The sequence below is a fragment of the Cellulosimicrobium sp. E-16 genome (genome assembly GCF_049913115.1).
Taxonomy (GTDB): domain Bacteria; phylum Actinomycetota; class Actinomycetes; order Actinomycetales; family Cellulomonadaceae; genus Cellulosimicrobium.
Genome location: NZ_CP183974.1, coordinates 2,206,234 through 2,225,265 on the forward strand (window position 1 = coordinate 2,206,234; position 19,032 = coordinate 2,225,265).

Below are 19,032 nucleotides of genomic sequence, written 5' to 3' on the forward strand. Positions count from 1 at the left end.
TGGTCAGCCCGCAATGCGGGTGAGTGCGTGGATGATCTGCTCTGCTGGTGTGGCGGGGACTCCCTGGCCGCCCATGTTGTTGGCGAGGTGCGGCACGAGGTCTCCGACGGACAGGGCAGCGGTGGTGTCGTAGGGCAGTCCTTCGGTGATCCACTCTTCGAGTGCTGCAGCTTCGGTCGCTGCGGTGATCGCGGCGAGGAGCGGTGCTGCGGCTTCGGCGATCTTGGTGCGGGCGGCCTGGGTCGCGGCGGCGTACTTCGGGTCTTCCCTGAGGGCGTCCTTGATGAGGTAGACCTCGTTGAACACGACGTTCACTGCCTCGGACATGGCTGCCTCGGTTGCACGGGCGGCTTCCTTCGCGGCGTTGAGCCCGTCGACGTGGGTGGAGCTGATGGGCTTGCCGTGTCGTGCGGCATCGGCGTTGGCTCGGGCGTCGGCGCGCTGTGCTTCCTCGAGCTTGGCGACCCAGTTGTCGCGGTAGTCGGCCAGGGTCTTCTGGGCTTCGGAGAGTCGCCCGGAGATCTCGTCGTACTCCGTGAGAAGTTTGACGAGCTTGGTGGGGAGCATGGTGAGCGGCGGCCGGTTGCAGGGCAGCCAGGGCGGCCCCTGGACTCCGGTGCGACGGACGCGGGTGGTGGTCGTGGTGCTGGTCATCGGTGGTTCTCCTTGGGGATGTGGAACGTGTAGCCGGCGAGGCGTTGGGTTGGGCTGCGGTGGAGTCCGCAGCCGGGTGCGCGGTGTTGTGGTCCGGCCCCTACGAGCGGGTGGACGTGCTGCTTGTCGCAGTAGGGGCATTGGATGACGGCGAACATTGCTGCGTGCCGTACGACGGTCGCTGTGGGTGGGGTCATGGGGTGTCTCCTTGGGTGGCGGCCTCGGTGAAGAGGTCGCAGTGGCAGGGGCCGTCCTGGGGTTGCCAGGCGCGGCAGTGGTCGTCGGGGATCCATGAGCGGCCGTGGATGCGGTAGGCGTGCCCGCAGGCGCAGAGGCGATTCATGCCGCCACCTCGCAGAGGGGGTGGACCGTTCCGCTTGTCGGATCGATCGGTTCTCCGCACTGCTGACACACGGTGTAGGAACCGTAGGAAGTGTGGGAATCGACGTGGCTTCCTACGCTTCCCACACTTCCTACAGGGGTGGTGGGGCCGTACAGACCGCGCGACATCCGGGTGATTCGCCCGGCCCGCTGGGCACGAATCAGGTAGGTCCCGGCGTCCTTCTCGGTGACCCCGACGTGGTTCGCCACATCGACGGCGCGCACACCCTCCGGATGCTCAGCGACGAACGCGACTATCTCCGCCGAGCGGTCGCCAAGACCGGCAGACACCTTGAGGCCGAGTGCTGCCTGCGCCGCCTCGCCGAGCGACTTGCCGGCGAGCATCCAATGCCCGTCATCCGACGTCATGGCGTACTCGTTCTCGCGAACGTCGCGCCCGGTGACCCGGAGCACGGCCTCGGTCTCGTTGCGCGAGCGGGCGAGCGAGACAGTGAAGTCAGCCGAACCGTTGAGCCCCTGAGTGCCCGAAGTGGAGTCCATCCAGTCAGCGCCCTCAGCCTTTCGGGTGTGGTGCACCACGAGGAGAGTCGAGCCGGGGTGGCTATCCGTAAGCCGCTTCAAACCGGATCCGATCCGGTAGTCGCGCGAGTAGGCGGACTCTCCGGGCGTGCTCGGTGGCATGACCTTCCCGAGCGTGTCGAGGATGACCAACGGGTCATCGTCGCCGTGTGCGTCGAGCCATGCCCCGATCAGATCGATGACGGAGGCCCCGGGCATGGCTGTGACGCTGTGCAGGTTCGCCGGGATCGGAGCGCCGTCGAGGAGCTTGCGGGAGCGTTCCTGTAGGCGCCGGTCACCATCCTCGAGTGCGAGGTACAGCACGGGTCGGGCGCGTCCGGTGCTGACCGCTCCGAACGCTTCTGAGCCGCACGCGACCGCGAGGCCGAGGTGAAGAGCCAGCCAGGACTTGCCGAGCTTCGGAGGTCCCGTGAGAAGTCCGAAACCTTCGGGGATGATCCCGGGGACCGTCCATGCGAGCTCGGGGAAGGTTTGCGCGTCGAGCCAGTCGCCCGTGCGGACGAGACTGAGGAGGTCGCTGCTCATGCGGCCACCTCCGTCACGGGCTCGAGGAAGCGCGACGCGGGGGCACCAGCGAGCCAGAGCGCATCCCAGCCCGCGACGAGACGCGTCCGTACGGGAGGCTTCTCGGGCTTGGGGATCTCTTCACCGCGGCGGCGCGCGTTGAGCACGTACAGCGGTTCGAGGCGGTGCAGATCAGTGCCGGTGGCTTCGCGGATGGCGTCGAGGATGGGACGGCCCGCGGTCGCGAGCTCGGTCTCTACCTCAAGACGTCCCGACGGGATGCCCGCGTCAAAGCCGACGACGTATCCTGCATCCCAGCCGCGGTGATACCCGACGGCGTCACCAGTGACGAATCCATGCTGCCAAGCACGGATCTCACGCGGTAGAATTCGGTTAGGCCTGCCAGCCACGGACGCCGCCCCTGTAGGGCGGCTTTCGTTTTCGGTCTGCATCAGGATGCGCCTCCTGAAATGAGAACGTTGTAGGTCGCTGCTTCGCCAGTGCTGTCCGTGTACCCGAGAGGGCGTCCATGCTCCCGATCTGCGTTTACGATCGCGTGAAGAGCGGACTGCTTCCACTCTTCGAGTTGAGCGAGAGCCGCGGCGACAGGCTCCGGCGTAGAAATGGCCCGCTTGGCAACCTTGCGGGCGCGGGCAACAGATGTTCCACGGCTGTTCACGAGCCAGATGGTGAGTTGTTCGGCCGTGAGGGCGCGCGAGGACTCTGGCTGTCCCGTCTCATGGTTCCCGGGCTTGGTGGGTGGGGTGGCCGATCTCAAGCCGCTGCCCCCCGGAAGTGTGTCGGGATGGGGCGCAGCATGGCTGCATCTGCTTCGGCGAGATCGATGCGGATCTGGCGTCCCACACGGTAGGCGGGGACCGTGCCGTCGGCGATGCGTCGCCGGATGGTCTTGGGGTGAACGTCGTAGCGCTCAGCAACGTCTTCGATGCTGGCGAGGATCCGTGGTGAGGGCTGGCTCTTCATGGTGTGTGCTCCCGGAAAATGCGAACGCCGAGCAGACGACATGCCAGGCATTTCCTGGCTATCGCGCTCGGCGTCTTCCGTTCCGGAATACGTGCGGCCTGTGTCAGGCCGTCCCGTTCGCCCTACTCACTGGGATCGCTGTGCAGCTCACCGTTCCGTGTCGGATCGGTGCCCAGCCCCTCGGGCTAGCAAACACTCGGTTGTTCTGTTGTGTCTACCACTGTACACAGCAGTCCGCGCAATGTGCAAGGACACTTTGTGCAACGCGAGCGGGGGGCCTATTCCCCTCGGGCAATTCGTGAAAGAGCCTCTGCAATCTCGGCATCACGGCCGCGAGCAACGTGCTGGTAGCGCAACGCAGCGGCGGGGGAAGAGTGCCCTAGGCGGCCCATGAGTTCTGCCAGTGTGGCGCCGGTCTGTGCGGCCAGGACGGCACCTGTATGCCGAAGGTCGTGCCATCGGAGATCTTCGCGACCGGCCGCGGCCCTGGCGGGGTAGTACGCGCGGTAGAGCGTCGACGTGGCGAGGTTGCTGATGCCGTCATCGGCTGGGAACAGCAACGAGTCACAGCCAGCGCCTGTGTGGTCCCTGAGATGGGCGTCAACGATGGGGAGGAGATGAGGCGGCACCGCGACGTCGCGAATGCCTGCGGTGGTCTTGGGGGTGCCGATCACCACTTGTCCCTTGACGCGCGTGACACCGCGGCGGACTCGGACGACACCGTGCTTGAGGTCGATGTCCTTCCGGCGGAGCTCGGCCAGCTCGCCAAAGCGCATGCCGCACCAGGATGCGAGGAGCACCATGAGGCGTAGGCGATCTGGCATCGCGGCGACGATGGCCTCAAGTTCGGTGAGGGATGCCGGCTTTATCTTCACTGCACGCTTGGCCGCACCTGCGCCTCGGATCGTGCACGGGTTCGAGGGGATGATCTCGTCGGTCACTGCCGTGCCCAGGATGGTCCTCAAGAGTCCGTAGGCGTGGGCCCGGTACGTCGGGCGGGCGGTGCCAGCGTCGGTGTACCAGCGGCGCACCGCGGCGGGCGTGAGGTGCTTCAGCGCGACGTCCTCGAACGTGGGGAGGAGCAGCGAGTCGAGAATTGCCTGGTAGTGCTGACGCGTGCGTGGTTTAAGCGGACGGTCCTCGAGCCAGCGGTACGCGTACTCGCCGAACGTGACGGGCTTGACGAGTGCTTCGCTGGGCGGCACCCAGAGGTCCATGGAGATCTTGCGACGCTCCGCCGCAAGCCACGCCTCGGCGTCGAGGGAGGTGTCGAACGTGTGCGGTGCGTTGTAGATCAGGCCGTCGGGAGCGGTGTAGTTCGCCTGCCACCGCTTCGAGGGGAGCTGGCGCAGTCCGCCGAACGACCGCTTGCGACGCGACTTGGGGGGCACCTGGCTTCTCCTTCGTGCAGGATACGTGCAGAACAGGAGTCTATCGGTGACCCCTTGTGTCCACCAGTGTCCCGCGCTACTGTGTAGATAACTCCCAGGTCACAGCGTGTTCAGCCTGGTGAACAACAGAATCCCAAGCGCCCGGTGTCACTGGTTCGAACCCAGTATCGCCCACCGAGAGCGAGGCCCGGAACCGCACGGTTCCGGGCCTTCGTCGTGTCCGAGGCGATGGACCGCGCTGTCCGGGGTCGCCGCTCGCGCGATAGTCTGACGACCCGCACGACGACGCACCGTCGTCGTCCGACGATGGCCCGGCGCCGCCGCTGAAAGGCGCCCCACCATGAACGACAACTCCTGGGGAGCTCCCGCGCCGCGCCGATGAGCGGTGCCAAGTCGAAGCCGCGCGAGCTGCGTCGCGCCCGTCGGTCGTCCCGGCACGGTTGCTGGGGACACCTGGTCGTGGCTCCGTTGTGGGTCGCGTACGACGCCAACCTCGGCACGCTCCTGCGCACGTGCGACGCCGTGGGTGCGTGCCTCGCCGTGCCGAGCACCCCGCACTACCGGCGGGCGCTCGCCGTCGGCGACACCCTCAAGGGGCGCCGGCCCTGCCTCCACTGGGTCGCGCCGTCGAAGGAGGTGTGGCTCGACGCCGAGCGCGCCGCCGGGAAGCGGCTCGTCGCGGTCGAGCTCGCCGAGGGTGCGACGCCGCTGCCGCGGCTCCTTCCCGCGCGGGAACCCACGGTGCTGCTGCTCGGGCACGAGCACCACGGCGTGCCCGACGAGGTCCTGGCCGACGTCGACGAGTGCGTCGAGATCCCCATGGCCGGCTGGGGGGCGAGCCTCAACGTCGCCGTCGCGGGAAGCCTCGTGCTGTACCGGCTCGCGGGACTGGGGTGAGGTCCGGGCTGCCGCCTGGCAGGCCTGCATCCGCCGCTCGCCCGATGCGAGCGACCGCGGACGCTCATAGGGTTCCGAGCATGTCGAGCAGGGGGTCGTACGTCCTGGCGTCCGTGTCACGCACGGTGCGCACCGTCGAGCTGGTTGCCGCCTCGGGGGCGATACGCCTGGCTGAGCTGGCGTCGTGTCTCGGCGTGAGTCGCCCCGGGGCGTTCCGGATCGCGCAGACCCTGGTCGCACACCGGTGGCTCGTGCAGGGCGCCGACCGTCGCTACCGGATCGGGCCCGCCGCACGAGCGGTCTTCGAGGGGCGGGCGCAGGACCCGGGGGGCTCTCCCGGCGGCTGAGAGGAGTCGTCGTCTCGCCATGTGAGCGATGCCCTCGGGCGGCACCGGGTGAAGGTTCGCGACAAATCACCCGCGGTTTCGGGGCAAAAGGCTGATACGGGGCGTAACGGACACATCTGGACAGATGTCCAGTCTGCGAGCGGTCGGGCCGCCGGGCACGCTGCTCGCATGTTCTGGGTGACGCTCGGCTGGGTGCTGGTCGTCCTCGGTGCAGCGACCGCGATCGTCCCCGTGCAGCGTGCTCGCCGGCGTGGGACGAGTGGTGCCGAGGGTCTCGCCATCGGGTGCGGCGGGGGCCTCGCGCTCTGGGGAGCGGTCGTGGTGATCGTCGGCGCGGTGCTCGAGCGACCGTGACGGCAGCCGGTCCTCCTCCTTGTGCAGGGGGCAGGGAGGCGGACCGGTCACCGCCGCAGGGCGGCGACGAGCCGCTCGGCGTCGACCTCGATGCGGTCGAGCACCCTGCGGAAGACGTCGTCCGCCCGCCCGTAGGGGTCCTCGACGTCCGGCGCGTCGCGGTCCAGGTCGAGGCTCGCGCGGGCGCGCGGTGCGGCAGCGACGACCTCGGCGAGCCGCACGGCGTCCTCGGACCGGGCCGCGCCAGGTCCGAGCCGCTCCGCGATCGGCACGAGCTCGGTGAAGAGGAACGACCGCCGGAGCGCCGAGGGTGCGAGCTCCAGGACCGCGGCACGGTGCCCTCGCGTCATCGCGAGGACGACGTCCGCAGACGTCACCAGGTCCTCGGCGAGCGGGCGGGCGACGAAGCCCGACCCGTCGAGACCGCGCTCCGCCAGGAGGCGGGCCATGCCCGGTGCGACGGGCGCACCCACCACGGCACCCGTCCCGGCGCTCGAGACGACGACCGAGTCGTCCAGCGCCGAGCCCAGCACGAGCTCTGCCGCGGGCGAGCGACAGATGTTCCCGGTGCAGACGACGAGGACCGACAGCACGCTCCAACCTCCTTGCGACCGTGGGTCTGGGTAATGTAGCGCGAGCGGCGGCCCGCACCGGAGCCGTCGCACCGGGGGCGAGTCGCAGGGGGCGGCATGGTGCACGACGGATGGGGTCCACGCTGGTCAGGGGGAGCGACGCTGGTCGCGCCGCCCCAACGAACCGGGCCCGGCCACGATGGTCCCGGGGCGCGGACGCCGCGCCGACGACCGGCGTCGCGACGCCTGCGCAGACGCCTCGCCGTGGTCACCGGCGTCGTTCTCGTCGCGGTGCTGGCGTGGTGCGCCTGGCTGGTCACGGACGTCCTGCGGGCGCGCGCCGCGCTCGAGGAGGTGGCCGCGACCCTTCCCGAGCTCCAGGAGCAGGTGCGAACGGGTCAGGACGCCGGTGCAGCGATCGAGGACGTCCGACGCGCCGCCGGCGTCGCGGCGTCCGCGACGCACGGGCCGCACTGGACGGTCGCCCACGCGCTGCCGTTCGTCGGCGACGACGCACGCGCCCTCGGCGAGGTCACCGGCGCGGTGGAGCGGGTCGCCCAGGACGCCCTGCCCCGCCTCGCCGACGCGGTCGCCGTCGCGTCCCCGTCAGCCCTCGCGCCGTCCGGAGGAACGGTCGACCTGGGGCCGCTCAGCCGCGCGCGCGACGACGTCGTCGCGGCCGACCGGGCCGTGACGGCGTCGTTCGAGACCGTCGCGGGGATCGACACGTCGGCCCTGGTCGGGCCCTTGGCCTCCGCCGTCGACGACCTGCGCGAGCAGCTCGGCGGCGTCGCGTCCCAGACGGCCACGGCCGCGCGTGCGGTCCAGCTCGTCCCGCCGATGCTGGGCGCCGCGGACGCGCGCGACTACCTCGTGCTGGTCCAGAACAATGCCGAGCCGCGCGCGACCGGCGGGATCGCCGGGTCGGTGCTCCACCTGCGGGCCGACTCGGGAGCGGTCGAGCTCGTCGACGTCCGCCCGGGCAGCGCGCTCGGTCCGTTCCCGGAGAGCGTGGTCGACCTGAGCGGCCCCGAGGCCGCGCTGTTCGGCGACGACCTCGGCAGGTACATGCTCAACGTGACGTCGACCCCCGACTTCCCGCGCGCTGCGCGCGTGGCGCGCGAGGCCTGGCTGCGAGAGACCGGCCAGGAGGTCGACGGGGTCGTCGCGGTCGACCCTGTCGCCCTCGCGAGCGTGCTCGGCGCGGTCGGGCCTGTCGAGGTCGCGACGCCGGACGGCGCGACGCTCCGGCTCACGGCGGACGACGCGGCGGGCTACCTGCTCAACGGCGTCTACGTCGACCACGCGGACCCCGCGGAGCAGGACGCCGTGCTCGCGCTGGTCGCTCGGCAGGTGCTCGGCAGGCTGACCGAGGGGTCCGCCGACGCGGCGCCCCTCGTCGCGGCGCTGGCCGGATCGGCGCAGGACGGTCGACTGCTCGTGTGGTCCGCGCAGGCCGCGGAGCAGGAGCTCCTCGCCGGCACGGTCCTCTCCGGCGAGCTCGTAGGCCGTCGCGCCGGCCCCGCGGGCGGCCCGTCGTCGCCCGTCGTCGGCGTCTACCTCAACGCGACGACCGCGTCCAAGAGCGGCTACTACCTCGACTCGAGCGTGGCCCTCGATGACGCGACCTGCCGGCCCGACGGCTCGCAAGCCTTCACCCTGCGGGTCACGCTCGCCTCCACGCTCACGGAGGTCGAGGCGGCACGGCTGCCCGAGTACGTGCTCGGCGTGGGAGGGGACGGCACGATCCGGACCAACCTGCTCGTCTACGCGCCGGAGGGCGGCGGGATCCGTGGCGCGTCCTCGGGGGACGCGGGGCACGGGCTCTTCGCCCAGGTGCACGACGGGCTCGTCGTCGGAGCGCGGTCCGTGGCGCTCGCGCCGGGGGAGTCGGTGACGTACGAGTACGAGGTCGTGAGCGGCAAGAACCAGCGCGGGAGTGTTTCCGTGAGGAAAACTCCTGGTGCCAGGGACGAGACGACCGCGCTCCCGGCTATCGGGTGCGGCGCAGGTGTGTTCTCCTGAGGGAGCACGGCGGGGGCACGTGCGAAGGACGGGGTCGACGACGCCGTCCGCACCGCCCCCGCACGAGTCCACGAACGCAGGGGGCCTTGACATGAAGCTTCGACGCGCAGCGACCACGCTGCTCCTCGCCGCGGCGCTCGCCGCGGCACCGGCCGTGGCGACCGCCTACGAGGCGGACGAGTACGAGGTCGGCGTCTCCACGACCACGCCCGTCGTCGGCGAGACGTTCACCGTGACGGTCGGCGGCCCGGCGGGCAACCCGACGATCACGCTGACGATCTCGTCGCCCGACGTCCCGGACGGTGCCATCTCGATCGCCGGGACCAAGGCGCTGACCAAGAACACCACCGACGGGTTCGCGTCGTTCTCGGTGACGCTCTCCGAGCCGGGGACGTACTCGCTCGTCGCGACCGACGCGAACGGCACGGTGCTCTCCAGCCAGCAGATCGTCGCCGTCCCCGCCTCCGACAGCGCGGGTTCGGGCGCCGACTCGGCGGACGGCGCCGCTGACGGGAGCTCGGGCGGGCTCGCCGAGACCGGGTCCGACGACGTGATGCTGCTCGGCGGTGCGGCGCTGCTCGTCGCGGGCGGCGCGGCGGTCGTCCTGGTCGCGCGCAGCCGGCGCCGGTCCGCGGGGACCAAGGGCTGAGGGCTGCCCGCCCTCGGGCGGACCTTCGCCCACCGGTCGCCACGCGACCGACCGTCGCCGCGACGATGACGTCCGGTCCGCGACGGTGAGACCCGGCAGGCCGCCCGACGGCGGCGCGCGCGGCCCACGGAGCCGCGCCGTCTTCCGCGGGCGTCCGCCACCATGGACGTCGCAGGGGGCACCATGACGTTGGAGAAGGATCAGGAGATCGACGCCGTCGACGTCGGCGGCAGGGGACGGCAGGCCGACGCGCCGTCGTTCGACACCGGTCAGCTCGTCCGCATCGCGCTCGGCGCCTACCGGCGCCCGGGCTGGAAGACGCGGCTCGCGCGGCGCGTCGCCGCCGTCGACGCGCTGGCCGTGGGCGCCGCCGTCGCGACGGCGTACCTCGTCCGGTTCGACGGGATCGACGGGACCGTGCTGGACCTCCAGTACGGCGCCATCTCGGTCGCGCTGCTCACGGTCTGGTGGTGCGCGCTGCGGGCGGCGTTCTCGCGCGACAGCCGCAGCCTGGGTTCGGGTGCACCCGAGTACGCACGCGTCGTCAACACGACGGTCGCCGTGTTCGGCGTGGTCGCGATCGCCGCCTACCTCGTCCGGTACGACCTGGCCCGGGGATACGTCGCGATCGCACTGCCCGTCGGGCTGGTCCTGCTCCTGGTGGGCCGCTGGGCCGTCCGGCGACGGCTGGTCCGCCTGCGGCAGCGTGGCCGTTGCCGGTCCCGGACGATCGTCGTCGGCGGGCGCGACGGAGCCGCCCACCTCGTCGGGCGGCTGCGCGAGGCGGCGGACAGCGGCTACCAGGTCGTGGGTGCGTGCGTGCCCGGGGGTGCCGTCGAGCCGCACGAGACGGTGGCGGGCGTCCCGGTCGTCGGCGAGGTGGGGGACACCGCCCGCCTCGTCGAGCCGCTGCGGGCCGACACCGTGATGGTCACCGGGTCTGACCTCGTGACGCCCCGGACCGTCAAGCGGCTCGCGTGGGACCTCGAGCCCTGGGGAGCCGACCTCGTCCTCGCGCCCGCGCTGACCGACGTCGCGGGTCCGCGCATCCGGACCAGGCCCGTCGCCGGGCTGCCGCTCCTGCACGTCGAGGCGCCCGGGTACTCGGGCCCGCAGCACGTGCTGAAGCGCGCGTTCGACGTGGTCGGCGCGCTCGGGCTGCTCGTCCTCTTCTCGGTCCCGCTCCTCGTGACGGCGCTCGCGGTGCGCCTGACGAGCCGCGGTCCGGTCCTGTTCGCGCAGGAGCGCGTGGGGCTGCGTGGCGAGCCGTTCACGGTCCTCAAGTTCCGCTCGATGGTCGTCGACGCGGAGTCACGGCTCGAGGACGTCCTCGGCGCGGGCAACGTGGGCGTGTTCTACAAGCCCCGGCAGGATCCGCGGGTGACCCGCGTGGGTGCGTTCATCCGTCGCTACTCGATCGACGAGCTCCCGCAGCTCCTCAACGTGCTCGGCGGCTCCATGAGCCTCGTCGGGCCGCGCCCGCAGGTCGCGCTCGAGGTCGACCAGTACGACGACGAGATCGGCCGGCGGCTGCTCGTCAAGCCCGGCCTGACGGGACTGTGGCAGGTCTCCGGCCGCAACAACCTCACCCTCGAGGAGAGCGTGCGGCTCGACCTCTACTACGTCGAGAACTGGACCGTGACCGGGGACCTCCTCATCCTGCTGCGGACGCTGCGAGCGGTGGTGGGGCGTGACGGTGCGTACTAGGCCGAGGGTCGCGATCACCCAGCCCTACGTCCCGGCCTACCGGGAGCGTCTGTTCGGCCTGGTCGTGGAGGGGCTCGGCGAGCACGGGATCGACGCGCACGTCTTCTACGGGGGCGACCCCGAGCAGATGCGGCGCCGACGCGGTCGAGGCGACATGGTCGAGGCGCCCTGGGCCACCGAGGTGCCGGTACGCGTGGTGCGCGTGGGACCAGGGGGACGGCACCTGGTCCGTCGCGCGGTCCCGCGGGAGTGGCGCGACGCGGTGCTCGTCACGGAGATGCAGGCGGGCAACCTCGACGCGCTGGTGGCGGCGCTGCGGGGGAGGCCGTTCGTGACGTGGGGCCACGGTGCCTCCTACACCGCGGACGAGGTGACCGTCGCAGGGCGCTGGGAGGCCTGGCTGAACCGCCGCGCGCGGCACGTCCTGACGTATACCGAGGCAGGACGTCGTCACGTCCTGGCGACCGCACGGATCCCGGCGGACCGCGTCACGTCGTTCGGCAACAGCACCGACACGCGCACGCTGCGGCGAGAGCGTGCCGCCCTCGACGAGAGCGAGCTGGCGGCCTACCGCGACGCCGTCGGGCTGCCGCGGGACGCCCGCGCCGCGCTCCTGCTGGGGGCGCTCAACGAGCACAAGCTGCCGGACCTCGTCGTCGGGACCGCGCGCGAGGTGCTCCGCCGGGACCCGTGCGCCTGGCTCCTCGTCGCGGGCGACGGACCCGCCCGGCCGGTCTTCGAGGACCTGGCCGCCGAGACGGGTCGCGTCGCGATGCTGGGGCAGGTCGACGCGCGGGGGACCGCGCGTGCCGCCGCGGTGTCGCGGCTGCTCCTGAACCCCGGGCGGGTCGGGCTCGTCGCGGTCGACGCCCTCGCGCTCGGGCTGCCCCTCCTGACCAGCGACGCAGGCCGGCACGCTCCGGAGATCGAGTACCTCACCGAGGGTTCCGACCTCTTCACCGTGCCCGGGACGCCGTCCGAGCTCGCCGCAGCGTGGCTGCGCCTCGCCGCGACGGACCGTCCGGCGGGGAGCTCGATCGACGTGCCGTCGACGGAGGCGGCCGCCGAACGGATCGTGCGGTCGGTGCACGAGGTCGTGAAGGAGGCGGCATGAGGGTCGTCCACTACTACGCGCGGTTCCTGGCGCACCCGTCCGGCGTGACCGACTCCGTCGAGAACTGGGTGCGCCAGGCGCGCCGTGCGGGGTGGGAGTCGGTGGTGCTGTGCGCGGGCGTGCCGGCACCGCGCGAGGTACCGGCGGACCTGCGGGGGAGCGTGCGCACCGTCACCCATGTCGGGCGCGGACGCACGAGCTGGGTGCCGACGTCCCTGGCCCGCGAGGTGCGGCCGGGGGACGTCGTCTACCTGCACGAGGGCTGGGTCGTGAGCAACGTCGTCGCGGCACGCAGCGCCCGGGCGCGCGGCGCTGTCGTGGTGCTCATGCCTCACGGCGTGTACGAGCCGGGCATCACGACGCGCCTGCGCGACGTCGCGGGCGCCCGGCGGGCCATGGAGGCGTCCGTCGTGCGGCGCGTCGACTGGCTCCACGTGTTCTACCCGTCCGAGCGCCGCCTCGCGGACGACGTCGCACGCGGGCGGACCGCGCCCGCGCTCGTGCTGCCCAACGGCGCGCCGGCGCCCGAGGAGGTCCCTCGCTGGGTCGGCGCGGGCGACTACTTCCTCTGGATGGGCCGCTACGACCCCGACCACAAGGGGATCGACAACCTGCTGCGCCGCTGGTCCGAGCTCCCTTCGCCGCGTCCGCGCCTCGTGCTCGCGGGACCCGACTTCCGGGGCGGGCGCGCGCGGACCGCCCGCCTGGTCCACGAGCTCGGCCTCGACGGATCGGTGGAGCTGCGCGGCAACGCGCGCGGAGAAGAGAAGTGGCTGCTCATCACGGGCTGCCGCGCCTACCTGCACCCCTCGCGCTGGGAGTCGTGCAGCATCACGTTGCTCGAGATGCTCGCCGCCGGGGTCCCGACCGTCGTCTCATCGACGATCCACGCGGCGGAGCCGCTGCGGTCCGCGGGGGCAGCCGTCGTCGCCGACTTCGCCCGCGCCGCCGGTCTGCTGCGGCCGCTCGACGAGGTCGACGGGAACCGCGCCCTCGGTCGACGCGCCCGGGAGTGGACGGAGGGCTCCGCCACCTGGGAGCGGGTGGGCGCGGAGTACCGCGACTGGCTGAGCAGGCTCGAGGAAGGAGCAGTCCGATGATCGTGGTGGTGGACCCGGGGGTGGCGTCGACGAACGTCGGCGACCGGATCATCTCCGAGGCCGTCGACGCGGAGCTCGTCGCGCCGCTGCGCGAGCGGGGCCTCGACGTGGAGCTCGTGCCGATGCACGGTCGGCTCACCCCGACCCATCGCGCCGCCCTGCGGGACGCCCGGTCGGTGGTCGTGTGCGGCACGAACCTGCTCTCCGACCACATGCGCTTCCGCCGCGCGTGGCACTGGCCCGTCGACGACGTCGACCTGTGCCGGGGGCGGCTGACCTTCCTCGGCGTCGGCTGGTGGCAGTACCAGCGCGCGGGGATCGACCCGGTCTCGGCGGCGTGGCTGCGGTCGCTGGCCGGGGACGTGCCCTGGGCCGTGCGCGACGAGTACTCGCTGGCGAAGCTGCGGCGCGCGCGCGTGCCCGCTGTGCACACGAGCTGCCCGACGCTGTGGGGCGTGGAGAAGCAGACGCTCCCGTCCGACGAGCGGCGCGTGGTCGTGACGTTCACCGACTACAGCCAGGACCCGCTGGCTGACCGGAGGCTCGTGCGGGCGCTCGCCGAACGCTTCGACGAGCTGCTCTTCTGGCCGCAGGGTCCCGGCGACCGGGAGTACGTCGACGGTCTCCGGGCCGGCACGGGCACGATGCTCGGTCCGCGCCTCGAGGACCTCGACGCGGTGCTCGACGCACCGGGGACGGCGTACGTGGGGCTCCGGCTCCACGGCGGCATCCGGGCGATGCAGCGGGGCGTCCCCACGCTCGTGCTGTCGATCGACAACCGCGCGCGGGAGATCGCGCGGTCGGTCGGCCTGCGAGCGCCCTCGCGCCACGCGGCACGGCTCTACCGGGAGGACCTGCGCTCGGGCGAGGTGGTCCGCATCGACGTCCCGCGGGACACCGTCGACTCCTGGCGCCGCCGATGGGGGATCGAGCGATGACGCGCGGACGACCGGAGGCGACGGCCGTGCTCGCCGGGCCGGGGCGGAGCGTCGCGGACTCCGACAGAGAGGCCGACTTCGTGCTCGTCACCGACGAGCGGGCGTGGCACGAGGCGGCCCGAGCCGGACTGGACCCCGTGGCCACGCACCTGCGGTTCAGTGTCACGGACCGCCGATCCGACGCCGCGGCCCGCCTCGGGCGGTTCGTCATGCCCTGGCGCTGGCGCCGGACCATCCTCAACGCGGGCATCGGGGTCGTGTACTGGAGGCGGGGCGCCCCGCTGGCTCCCCGGGTGGGCGCGCTGCTCGCCGGAAGCCGGGTCGTGAGGCTCGACGCATGACGCCTCCTGACGTTCTGCGGCGGTCGCTCGCGGTCCCGGCGGCGGCGCTGACCCGGCCGCTCGTCCTCTCGCAGGCCGCGGCCAGCGCGGCGGGTGCGGCCGTCGTCCTCCTGGGTGCCTGGCACATGGAGCCGGGCGAGTTCGCGAGCTTCAGCCTGGCCCTCCTCGTGCTGAACGTCGGGACCGGCCTGGTGCGGAGCGGGCTCTTCCAGCCCGCGCTCATCGAGCGCAGGACGGACCCTTACGCCGTCGTCCCGGTCCGCTACGTCGCCGTCGCTGCGGGGACGGTGGCCGTGCTCGTCGGAGTGGTGGACCTCGCCGTGACCGTGCTCGGCGCGGGCGGGGCGACGCTGCTGGGGGTCCTCAGCGTCGCGCCGGTCGTCCAGGACTGGCTGCGGTTCCGCTGCATCGGCCAGGGATGCAACGGGGCTGTCGCTCTCTCGGACGGGATCCGTCTCCTGCTCGTGCCCGCCGTCCTCCTCGTCGCCGGCACGGCGCACCCGCTCGTCGCCTTCTACGCGGTGTGGTGCGCGGGCTACGCGATCGCGGCGGTCCCGCTCGCGCTGGCGGCACGCCGCGTGCCCCGCTTCTCGCGGTACTCGGTGTACGGGACGCGGGCTCGCTCCCAGGCGTGGGAGTTCCTCGTCGCCCAGCTCGCCACGACGGTGCCGCTCCTCGTGCTCGGCGCGCTCTCCGTGAGCGCGAGCGTCGGCGCCTTCCGGCTGAGCCAGACGCTCTACGGTCCCGTGAACGTGCTCTTCGCGGCCGTCGCGCTGAACCTGCTCTCGGACGCGGTCGGCGAGACGGACCGGCCAGACGACGCCGCGCTCGTCCGGCGCGCACGGCGCCTCGGCCTGCTGTCCGCGGGCGGGGCGACCGCGCTCGGTGCCGTGCTCGTGCTCGTCGCCGCGACAGGTGCGGTCCACCCGTCCGGCATCGAGCGAGGGGAGCTCGTCGTCGCGCTCGCGGCGGTCGGCTGCTTCGCTGCCTGCGGTGGGCTCGTGGGACCGCATCTCGTCGTCATGAGGATCTTCAAGGCGCAGTCCGTCGTGACGCGTGCACGGGTCGGCATGGTCGCGGTGACCTGGTGCGGGTTCGTCGCCGGATATCTGGCCGGGGGGCCATTTCTGAGCCTCGCGCTGGGGTTCTTCTTCGGAGGTGTCGGCTATGTCGCCTTCTTCCTTCCGGCGGCGGCGCGGACCTATCACGCGGAGATCGCGTGACGGGAGGGGGCGGTGCAATCCTGGTCATCGCGGAGCGCGTCTTTCTTTCCGGCACGGAGATGGCGCACGGAGCGCGTTTCGTCCTCGGGCGCCCGAGCGTGCTGCACACGGATCGGGGGCGGAGCGAACAGTCCGCCGCCACGCAGCACCAGGGTCGGGGCGTGCCGCAGCCGCGCCGCCGGCCGAGCGACGGGCCGCCCGTCCGGAGACGTGGAGACGGGCAGGTGATGATGAGTGCATGACCATCCTCAGGTGATCGAGAGGCCGGCAGGGCTCCTCCGGCCACGGACGCGCCGCCTCGCCCGCCGCCCCGCGGGCCGGAGCCCGGGCCCGGCGACGAGACCTCCCCGCGACCTCGCGGCCGTCCCCGAGGGGCGTGGAGGGTCGCGCGACCCCGTGCTGGCGCTCGCGCGGGCCCTCCTGTACGGCGGTCTCGTCCTCGTGTCGCTCATGGTGCTGCGGGTGGGCGGCGGCATCACGGCAGGAGACGTCGTCCTCCTGGCGAGCCTCGCGCTGTGCCTCGCGGCCGTGGGCCGACCGCCGACGCCGCACCCGTACGGCGCCTGGGCGCTGCCCGCTGCGCTGCTGCTGGTCGTCGGGGGCTGTCTCGCGGCCGCGGGCTCGCCCGCGCCGGCAGAGAGCCTCGTGAGCCTCGTGCGCGTGCTCTACGTCGCGCTGGCGCTCCCGTGGCAGCTCGCGGTCCTCCTCGACGACGAGCGACGGCTGCGGCGCGGCCTGCTCTCGTTCGGCGTCGGCGCGGCCCTGTGCGCCCTGGGCGCGCTCGTGCAGTTCGCGCTCGGCCCCGGCGCGATCCCCGGCGGGGTCGTCACGACGGCGGGCCGCTACACAGGGTTCACCGGCCACGTGAGCGACACCGGTGCCATCGCGTCGCTCGCGGTCGTCATCGGCCTGTCCGGGCTGACGCGCGGCCTGGGAAGGCTCCAGCGGCTCCTGCTCGTGGGCGTGGCCGTCTCGGGCATCGTCGGTCTCGTGCTCAGCGGCAGCGTGAGCGGGATGCTGGCGGCCGTGCTCGGTAGCGCCGCCCTGCTGCTCCTGCGCGGCATCCCGGTCGGGCGGGTCGCCGTCGCCGCCGTCGTCGCCGGGGCGGCGCTCTGGTTCGCGGGCGGGGTGCTCGGAGAGACGCAAGGTGCGCTGCGACCGGCGGAGCGCGTTAAGCAGGTGCTCGGGCTCTCAGGCGGTGACGCGTCGCTCAACACGTCGGCGTCCCGGTGGGACACCATCGTCCTGGGGTGGCGCGGCTTCCTGCAGGACCCGATCAGCGGGGCCGGTCTCGACGCCCGGTCCTCGCTCGTGGTCGACACGCTGGGCGTGCACAGCCTGCCGGTCGCGGCGCTCTACCAGGGCGGGATCGTCTTCGCGGCAGGGCTGCTGGGATGTCTCGTGGCGGCGGTGGTGCGCGCCGCGCGGACCGTGCCCCGCACGGGGCTCCAGGCCCGCGTCTACGCGGTGGGTGTCACGGCGCTCGCGTTCAGCGCGACGGCGCCGAGCCTGTACAACCGCTACCTCTGGGTGCCGGTCGCGCTGGTCGCCGCGGCGGTCGCGCTGGGACCGGGGCGCGATGCGGCCGGGGCCTCCGGGGCGGCGGGGCTCACCGCGCGTAGGCGTGCTCCAGCGCGTCCGTGACCGCGTCCATCGAGTAGTCCGTCCGGACGAGGTCGCGCGCGCGGAGGCCCGCGTCCTGCGCGCGACGAGGGCTGCCGAGGAATCGTGCCATCGCCGCCGTGAGGTCGTCGACGTCCTCGCCCACGACCTCGCCCGCCCCGGCGCGCGAGACCGGTGCCGCGAGCCCGCACGTGCGCGTCACGACGACCGGTACCCCGCACGACATCGCCTCGAGGACGCTCATGGGGAAGGGCTCGTCGACGGACGGCAGGACGTAGAGCGACGCGCGCGCGAGCCGGTCCGTCGTCCGCTCGGGCGGCAGCGCCCCCTCCCAGGCGACCCGCGCGCGGACGTCCGCCGGGAGCGCCGCGATCCGCTCGCGCACCGCGGAGCCCTCGCCCTCGTCCGGGCCGACGAGCCGGAACCGGGCCTCGGGGAACCGCGGCGCGAGACGGGCGGCGGCGTCGACGAAGGCGAGAGGCCGCTTGCGGGGGTGCAGGCGGGCGAGGAACAGCACCTCGGGGTGGTGGTCGTGCGACGGCGGCTCGCCCTGCCCGCGCACCGGCACGCCGTTGACGAGCCGCTGGACGCTGACCCGCGGGCCGAACAGCGTGCGGAGGCCGGCCTCCTCGACGGGGGTGAGGGCGAAGCTCCTCGACGCGCGCGCCACGACGCGACGCGTGAGGAGCGCGTCGAGAGGCGCCGCGAGCGGGTGCGCCGACGGCATGACCATGCCGTGCGTCTGCGTGACGAAGGGCTTGCCCGACCGACCCCAGGCGACCGCCGCGGGCAGGGTGACGAGGTCGCGGGCCAGATGGACGTGCGCGACGTCGGCGCGCGATCCGTGGGCCCGGATCCACCGCACCATCGAGGGTGCGGCCAGCCCCGCGAACCCCGTACCCGGAGCGGCCCGCACTGCGGGGAACGTCACGACGGGCACGCCGTCCCACGTCGTCGGGAGCTCGTCGAAGCCCGCCGCCGCCGCGACGAGGAGCGCGTCGTGACCTCGCGCGCGCAGCGCCCGGACCTGGTTCGTCGCGACGCGGACGGGACCCCCGTACGCGCCGTCGGGGGTGAGGAGCGTGGCGACGTGCAGCACGCGCAGGCGACGGACGGGCATCTCAGAAGCGCGTCCGGTCCGAGAGCGTCCGCCCGTCCCAGACGCCTCCGTCGGGCACGTCGCCGCGGACGACCGACCCGGGCGTGACGAGCGCCGAGCGCCCGAGCCGCGACCCGCCGAGGACGACGCACCGTGCCGTGACCCACGCCCCGGGGCCGACGTGCACGGGGGCCGTCACGAGCCCCATGTCGCTGCGGTGCCGGTGGCTCCCCGTGGTGACGAACGTGTCCTGCGAGAGCACGGCGTCGTGCCCGATCCAGACGTGGTCCTGGTTGTGGATCCACACCCCTTCGCCGATCCAACAATTTGCCTCGACATGAAGCTTCCATGGGAAGCGGACGCGTGTGCGCGGGCGGAAGACGACACCGTCGCCGATGTCGGCGCCGAAGGCGCGCAGCACGGCGACGCGTACGCGCGAGCTGATCTGCCAGGGGTTCGACACGAAGAGCAGCTCGGCGGCACCCCACAGGTAGACGAGTGCGCTCGGGCGCCCCCAGGACTCCTTTTCCCCGGGGGCGTCGGCGAGCGGGACGACGCGGATTTCCCGGTGCATTTCCTGCGATGCCAT

At 72.7% G+C, this 19,032-nt stretch carries 20 protein-coding genes; 12 read left to right on the forward strand and 8 right to left on the reverse strand.

The window, feature by feature from the left end:
- Positions 1-3: 3 nt before the first annotated feature.
- The 5 genes from ACN9MS_RS09760 to ACN9MS_RS09780 all read right to left on the reverse strand — a co-directional run bounded on the left by ACN9MS_RS09760 (position 4) and on the right by ACN9MS_RS09780 (position 4,454).
- Complete coding sequence (locus ACN9MS_RS09760; RefSeq protein WP_426311710.1) at positions 4-654, reverse strand: hypothetical protein; 651 nt, start codon at positions 652-654, stop codon at positions 4-6.
- A gap of 339 nt (positions 655-993) precedes the next feature.
- Entirely contained in the window at positions 994-2,100 is a 1,107-nt protein-coding gene (locus ACN9MS_RS09765; protein ID WP_426311711.1) for an AAA family ATPase, read from the reverse strand.
- Entirely contained in the window at positions 2,097-2,531 is a 435-nt protein-coding gene (locus ACN9MS_RS09770) for a hypothetical protein (protein WP_426311712.1), read from the reverse strand. Before ACN9MS_RS09770 ends, ACN9MS_RS09765 begins: the two co-directional genes overlap by 4 nt.
- Positions 2,532-2,853: 322 nt before the next feature.
- Positions 2,854-3,063, reverse strand: a complete 210-nt coding sequence (locus tag ACN9MS_RS09775; protein ID WP_426311713.1) for a helix-turn-helix domain-containing protein — start codon at positions 3,061-3,063, stop codon at positions 2,854-2,856.
- A 278-nt stretch (positions 3,064-3,341) separates the two neighbouring features.
- The gene (locus ACN9MS_RS09780; protein WP_426311714.1) at positions 3,342-4,454 is read right to left on the reverse strand and encodes a tyrosine-type recombinase/integrase; all 1,113 of its coding nucleotides are present in this window, start codon (positions 4,452-4,454) and stop codon (positions 3,342-3,344) included.
- A gap of 459 nt (positions 4,455-4,913) precedes the next feature.
- Between ACN9MS_RS09780 and ACN9MS_RS09785 the strand changes: the two genes are divergently transcribed.
- The 3 genes from ACN9MS_RS09785 (at position 4,914) to ACN9MS_RS09795 (ending at position 6,052) form a co-directional block, all read left to right on the forward strand.
- Positions 4,914-5,351 (forward strand): TrmH family RNA methyltransferase, encoded by a 438-nt coding sequence (locus ACN9MS_RS09785; protein WP_426311715.1) that lies wholly within the window; start codon positions 4,914-4,916, stop codon positions 5,349-5,351.
- A gap of 80 nt (positions 5,352-5,431) precedes the next feature.
- Entirely contained in the window at positions 5,432-5,698 is a 267-nt protein-coding gene (locus ACN9MS_RS09790) for a helix-turn-helix domain-containing protein (protein ID WP_426311716.1), read from the forward strand.
- Positions 5,699-5,866: 168 nt separating this feature from the next.
- A complete protein-coding gene (locus ACN9MS_RS09795) occupies positions 5,867-6,052 on the forward strand; it encodes a hypothetical protein (RefSeq protein WP_426311717.1) in 186 nt (61 codons plus the stop codon).
- Positions 6,053-6,099: 47 nt separating this feature from the next.
- Here the strand turns inward: ACN9MS_RS09795 and ACN9MS_RS09800 are convergent, their stop codons facing one another.
- Positions 6,100-6,645 (reverse strand): low molecular weight phosphatase family protein, encoded by a 546-nt coding sequence (locus ACN9MS_RS09800; RefSeq protein ID WP_426311718.1) that lies wholly within the window; start codon positions 6,643-6,645, stop codon positions 6,100-6,102.
- A gap of 243 nt (positions 6,646-6,888) precedes the next feature.
- Here ACN9MS_RS09800 and ACN9MS_RS09805 point away from each other — a divergent pair, with 243 nt between their 5' ends.
- From ACN9MS_RS09805 to ACN9MS_RS09845, 9 genes are all read left to right on the forward strand, one after another.
- Entirely contained in the window at positions 6,889-8,649 is a 1,761-nt protein-coding gene (locus tag ACN9MS_RS09805; protein WP_426311719.1) for a DUF4012 domain-containing protein, read from the forward strand.
- Between the two features lie 91 nt (positions 8,650-8,740).
- Positions 8,741-9,298, forward strand: a complete 558-nt coding sequence (locus ACN9MS_RS09810; protein WP_426311720.1) for a peptidase — start codon at positions 8,741-8,743, stop codon at positions 9,296-9,298.
- A 183-nt stretch (positions 9,299-9,481) separates the two neighbouring features.
- The gene (locus ACN9MS_RS09815; RefSeq protein ID WP_426311721.1) at positions 9,482-11,005 is read left to right on the forward strand and encodes a sugar transferase; all 1,524 of its coding nucleotides are present in this window, start codon (positions 9,482-9,484) and stop codon (positions 11,003-11,005) included.
- Positions 10,989-12,119, forward strand: coding sequence for a glycosyltransferase (locus ACN9MS_RS09820; protein WP_426311722.1), 1,131 nt, complete (start codon positions 10,989-10,991; stop codon positions 12,117-12,119). Before ACN9MS_RS09815 ends, ACN9MS_RS09820 begins: the two co-directional genes overlap by 17 nt.
- A complete protein-coding gene (locus ACN9MS_RS09825; protein WP_426311723.1) occupies positions 12,116-13,219 on the forward strand; it encodes a glycosyltransferase family 4 protein in 1,104 nt (367 codons plus the stop codon). Before ACN9MS_RS09820 ends, ACN9MS_RS09825 begins: the two co-directional genes overlap by 4 nt.
- The gene (locus ACN9MS_RS09830) at positions 13,216-14,157 is read left to right on the forward strand and encodes a polysaccharide pyruvyl transferase family protein (protein ID WP_426311724.1); all 942 of its coding nucleotides are present in this window, start codon (positions 13,216-13,218) and stop codon (positions 14,155-14,157) included. Before ACN9MS_RS09825 ends, ACN9MS_RS09830 begins: the two co-directional genes overlap by 4 nt.
- Positions 14,154-14,498, forward strand: a complete 345-nt coding sequence (locus ACN9MS_RS09835) for a hypothetical protein (RefSeq protein WP_426311725.1) — start codon at positions 14,154-14,156, stop codon at positions 14,496-14,498. Before ACN9MS_RS09830 ends, ACN9MS_RS09835 begins: the two co-directional genes overlap by 4 nt.
- On the forward strand, positions 14,495-15,721 hold the full coding sequence (locus tag ACN9MS_RS09840; protein ID WP_426311726.1) for a hypothetical protein: 1,227 nt from the start codon (positions 14,495-14,497) through the stop codon (positions 15,719-15,721). The genes ACN9MS_RS09835 and ACN9MS_RS09840 overlap by 4 nt, the downstream gene beginning before the upstream one ends.
- Before the next feature lie 252 nt (positions 15,722-15,973).
- On the forward strand, positions 15,974-17,365 hold the full coding sequence (locus ACN9MS_RS09845) for an O-antigen ligase family protein (protein ID WP_426311727.1): 1,392 nt from the start codon (positions 15,974-15,976) through the stop codon (positions 17,363-17,365).
- On the opposite strand, the gene ACN9MS_RS09850 is transcribed toward ACN9MS_RS09845, so the two are convergent.
- Complete coding sequence (locus ACN9MS_RS09850) at positions 17,331-18,464, reverse strand: glycosyltransferase (protein WP_426311728.1); 1,134 nt, start codon at positions 18,462-18,464, stop codon at positions 17,331-17,333. The two genes, ACN9MS_RS09845 and ACN9MS_RS09850, sit on opposite strands and share 35 nt — an antisense overlap.
- Before the next feature lies 1 nt (position 18,465).
- Positions 18,466-19,032 (reverse strand): acetyltransferase, encoded by a 567-nt coding sequence (locus ACN9MS_RS09855; RefSeq protein ID WP_426311729.1) that lies wholly within the window; start codon positions 19,030-19,032, stop codon positions 18,466-18,468.

What these genes read in the sequence shown, in the direction of transcription:
- ACN9MS_RS09760 (WP_426311710.1), bottom strand. Translation starts at nt 654, where the DNA reads ATGACCAGCACCACGACCACCACCCGCGTCCGTCGCACCGGAGTCCAG.
- ACN9MS_RS09765 (WP_426311711.1), bottom strand. Translation starts at nt 2,100, where the DNA reads ATGAGCAGCGACCTCCTCAGTCTCGTCCGCACGGGCGACTGGCTCGAC.
- ACN9MS_RS09770 (WP_426311712.1), bottom strand. Translation starts at nt 2,531, where the DNA reads ATGCAGACCGAAAACGAAAGCCGCCCTACAGGGGCGGCGTCCGTGGCT.
- ACN9MS_RS09775 (WP_426311713.1), bottom strand. Translation starts at nt 3,063, where the DNA reads ATGAAGAGCCAGCCCTCACCACGGATCCTCGCCAGCATCGAAGACGTT.
- ACN9MS_RS09790 (WP_426311716.1), top strand. Translation starts at nt 5,432, where the DNA reads ATGTCGAGCAGGGGGTCGTACGTCCTGGCGTCCGTGTCACGCACGGTG.
- ACN9MS_RS09795 (WP_426311717.1), top strand. Translation starts at nt 5,867, where the DNA reads ATGTTCTGGGTGACGCTCGGCTGGGTGCTGGTCGTCCTCGGTGCAGCG.
- ACN9MS_RS09810 (WP_426311720.1), top strand. Translation starts at nt 8,741, where the DNA reads ATGAAGCTTCGACGCGCAGCGACCACGCTGCTCCTCGCCGCGGCGCTC.
- ACN9MS_RS09815 (WP_426311721.1), top strand. Translation starts at nt 9,482, where the DNA reads ATGACGTTGGAGAAGGATCAGGAGATCGACGCCGTCGACGTCGGCGGC.
- ACN9MS_RS09825 (WP_426311723.1), top strand. Translation starts at nt 12,116, where the DNA reads ATGAGGGTCGTCCACTACTACGCGCGGTTCCTGGCGCACCCGTCCGGC.
- ACN9MS_RS09830 (WP_426311724.1), top strand. Translation starts at nt 13,216, where the DNA reads ATGATCGTGGTGGTGGACCCGGGGGTGGCGTCGACGAACGTCGGCGAC.
- ACN9MS_RS09835 (WP_426311725.1), top strand. Translation starts at nt 14,154, where the DNA reads ATGACGCGCGGACGACCGGAGGCGACGGCCGTGCTCGCCGGGCCGGGG.
- ACN9MS_RS09840 (WP_426311726.1), top strand. Translation starts at nt 14,495, where the DNA reads ATGACGCCTCCTGACGTTCTGCGGCGGTCGCTCGCGGTCCCGGCGGCG.
- ACN9MS_RS09850 (WP_426311728.1), bottom strand. Translation starts at nt 18,464, where the DNA reads ATGCCCGTCCGTCGCCTGCGCGTGCTGCACGTCGCCACGCTCCTCACC.
- ACN9MS_RS09855 (WP_426311729.1), bottom strand. Translation starts at nt 19,032, where the DNA reads ATGGCATCGCAGGAAATGCACCGGGAAATCCGCGTCGTCCCGCTCGCC.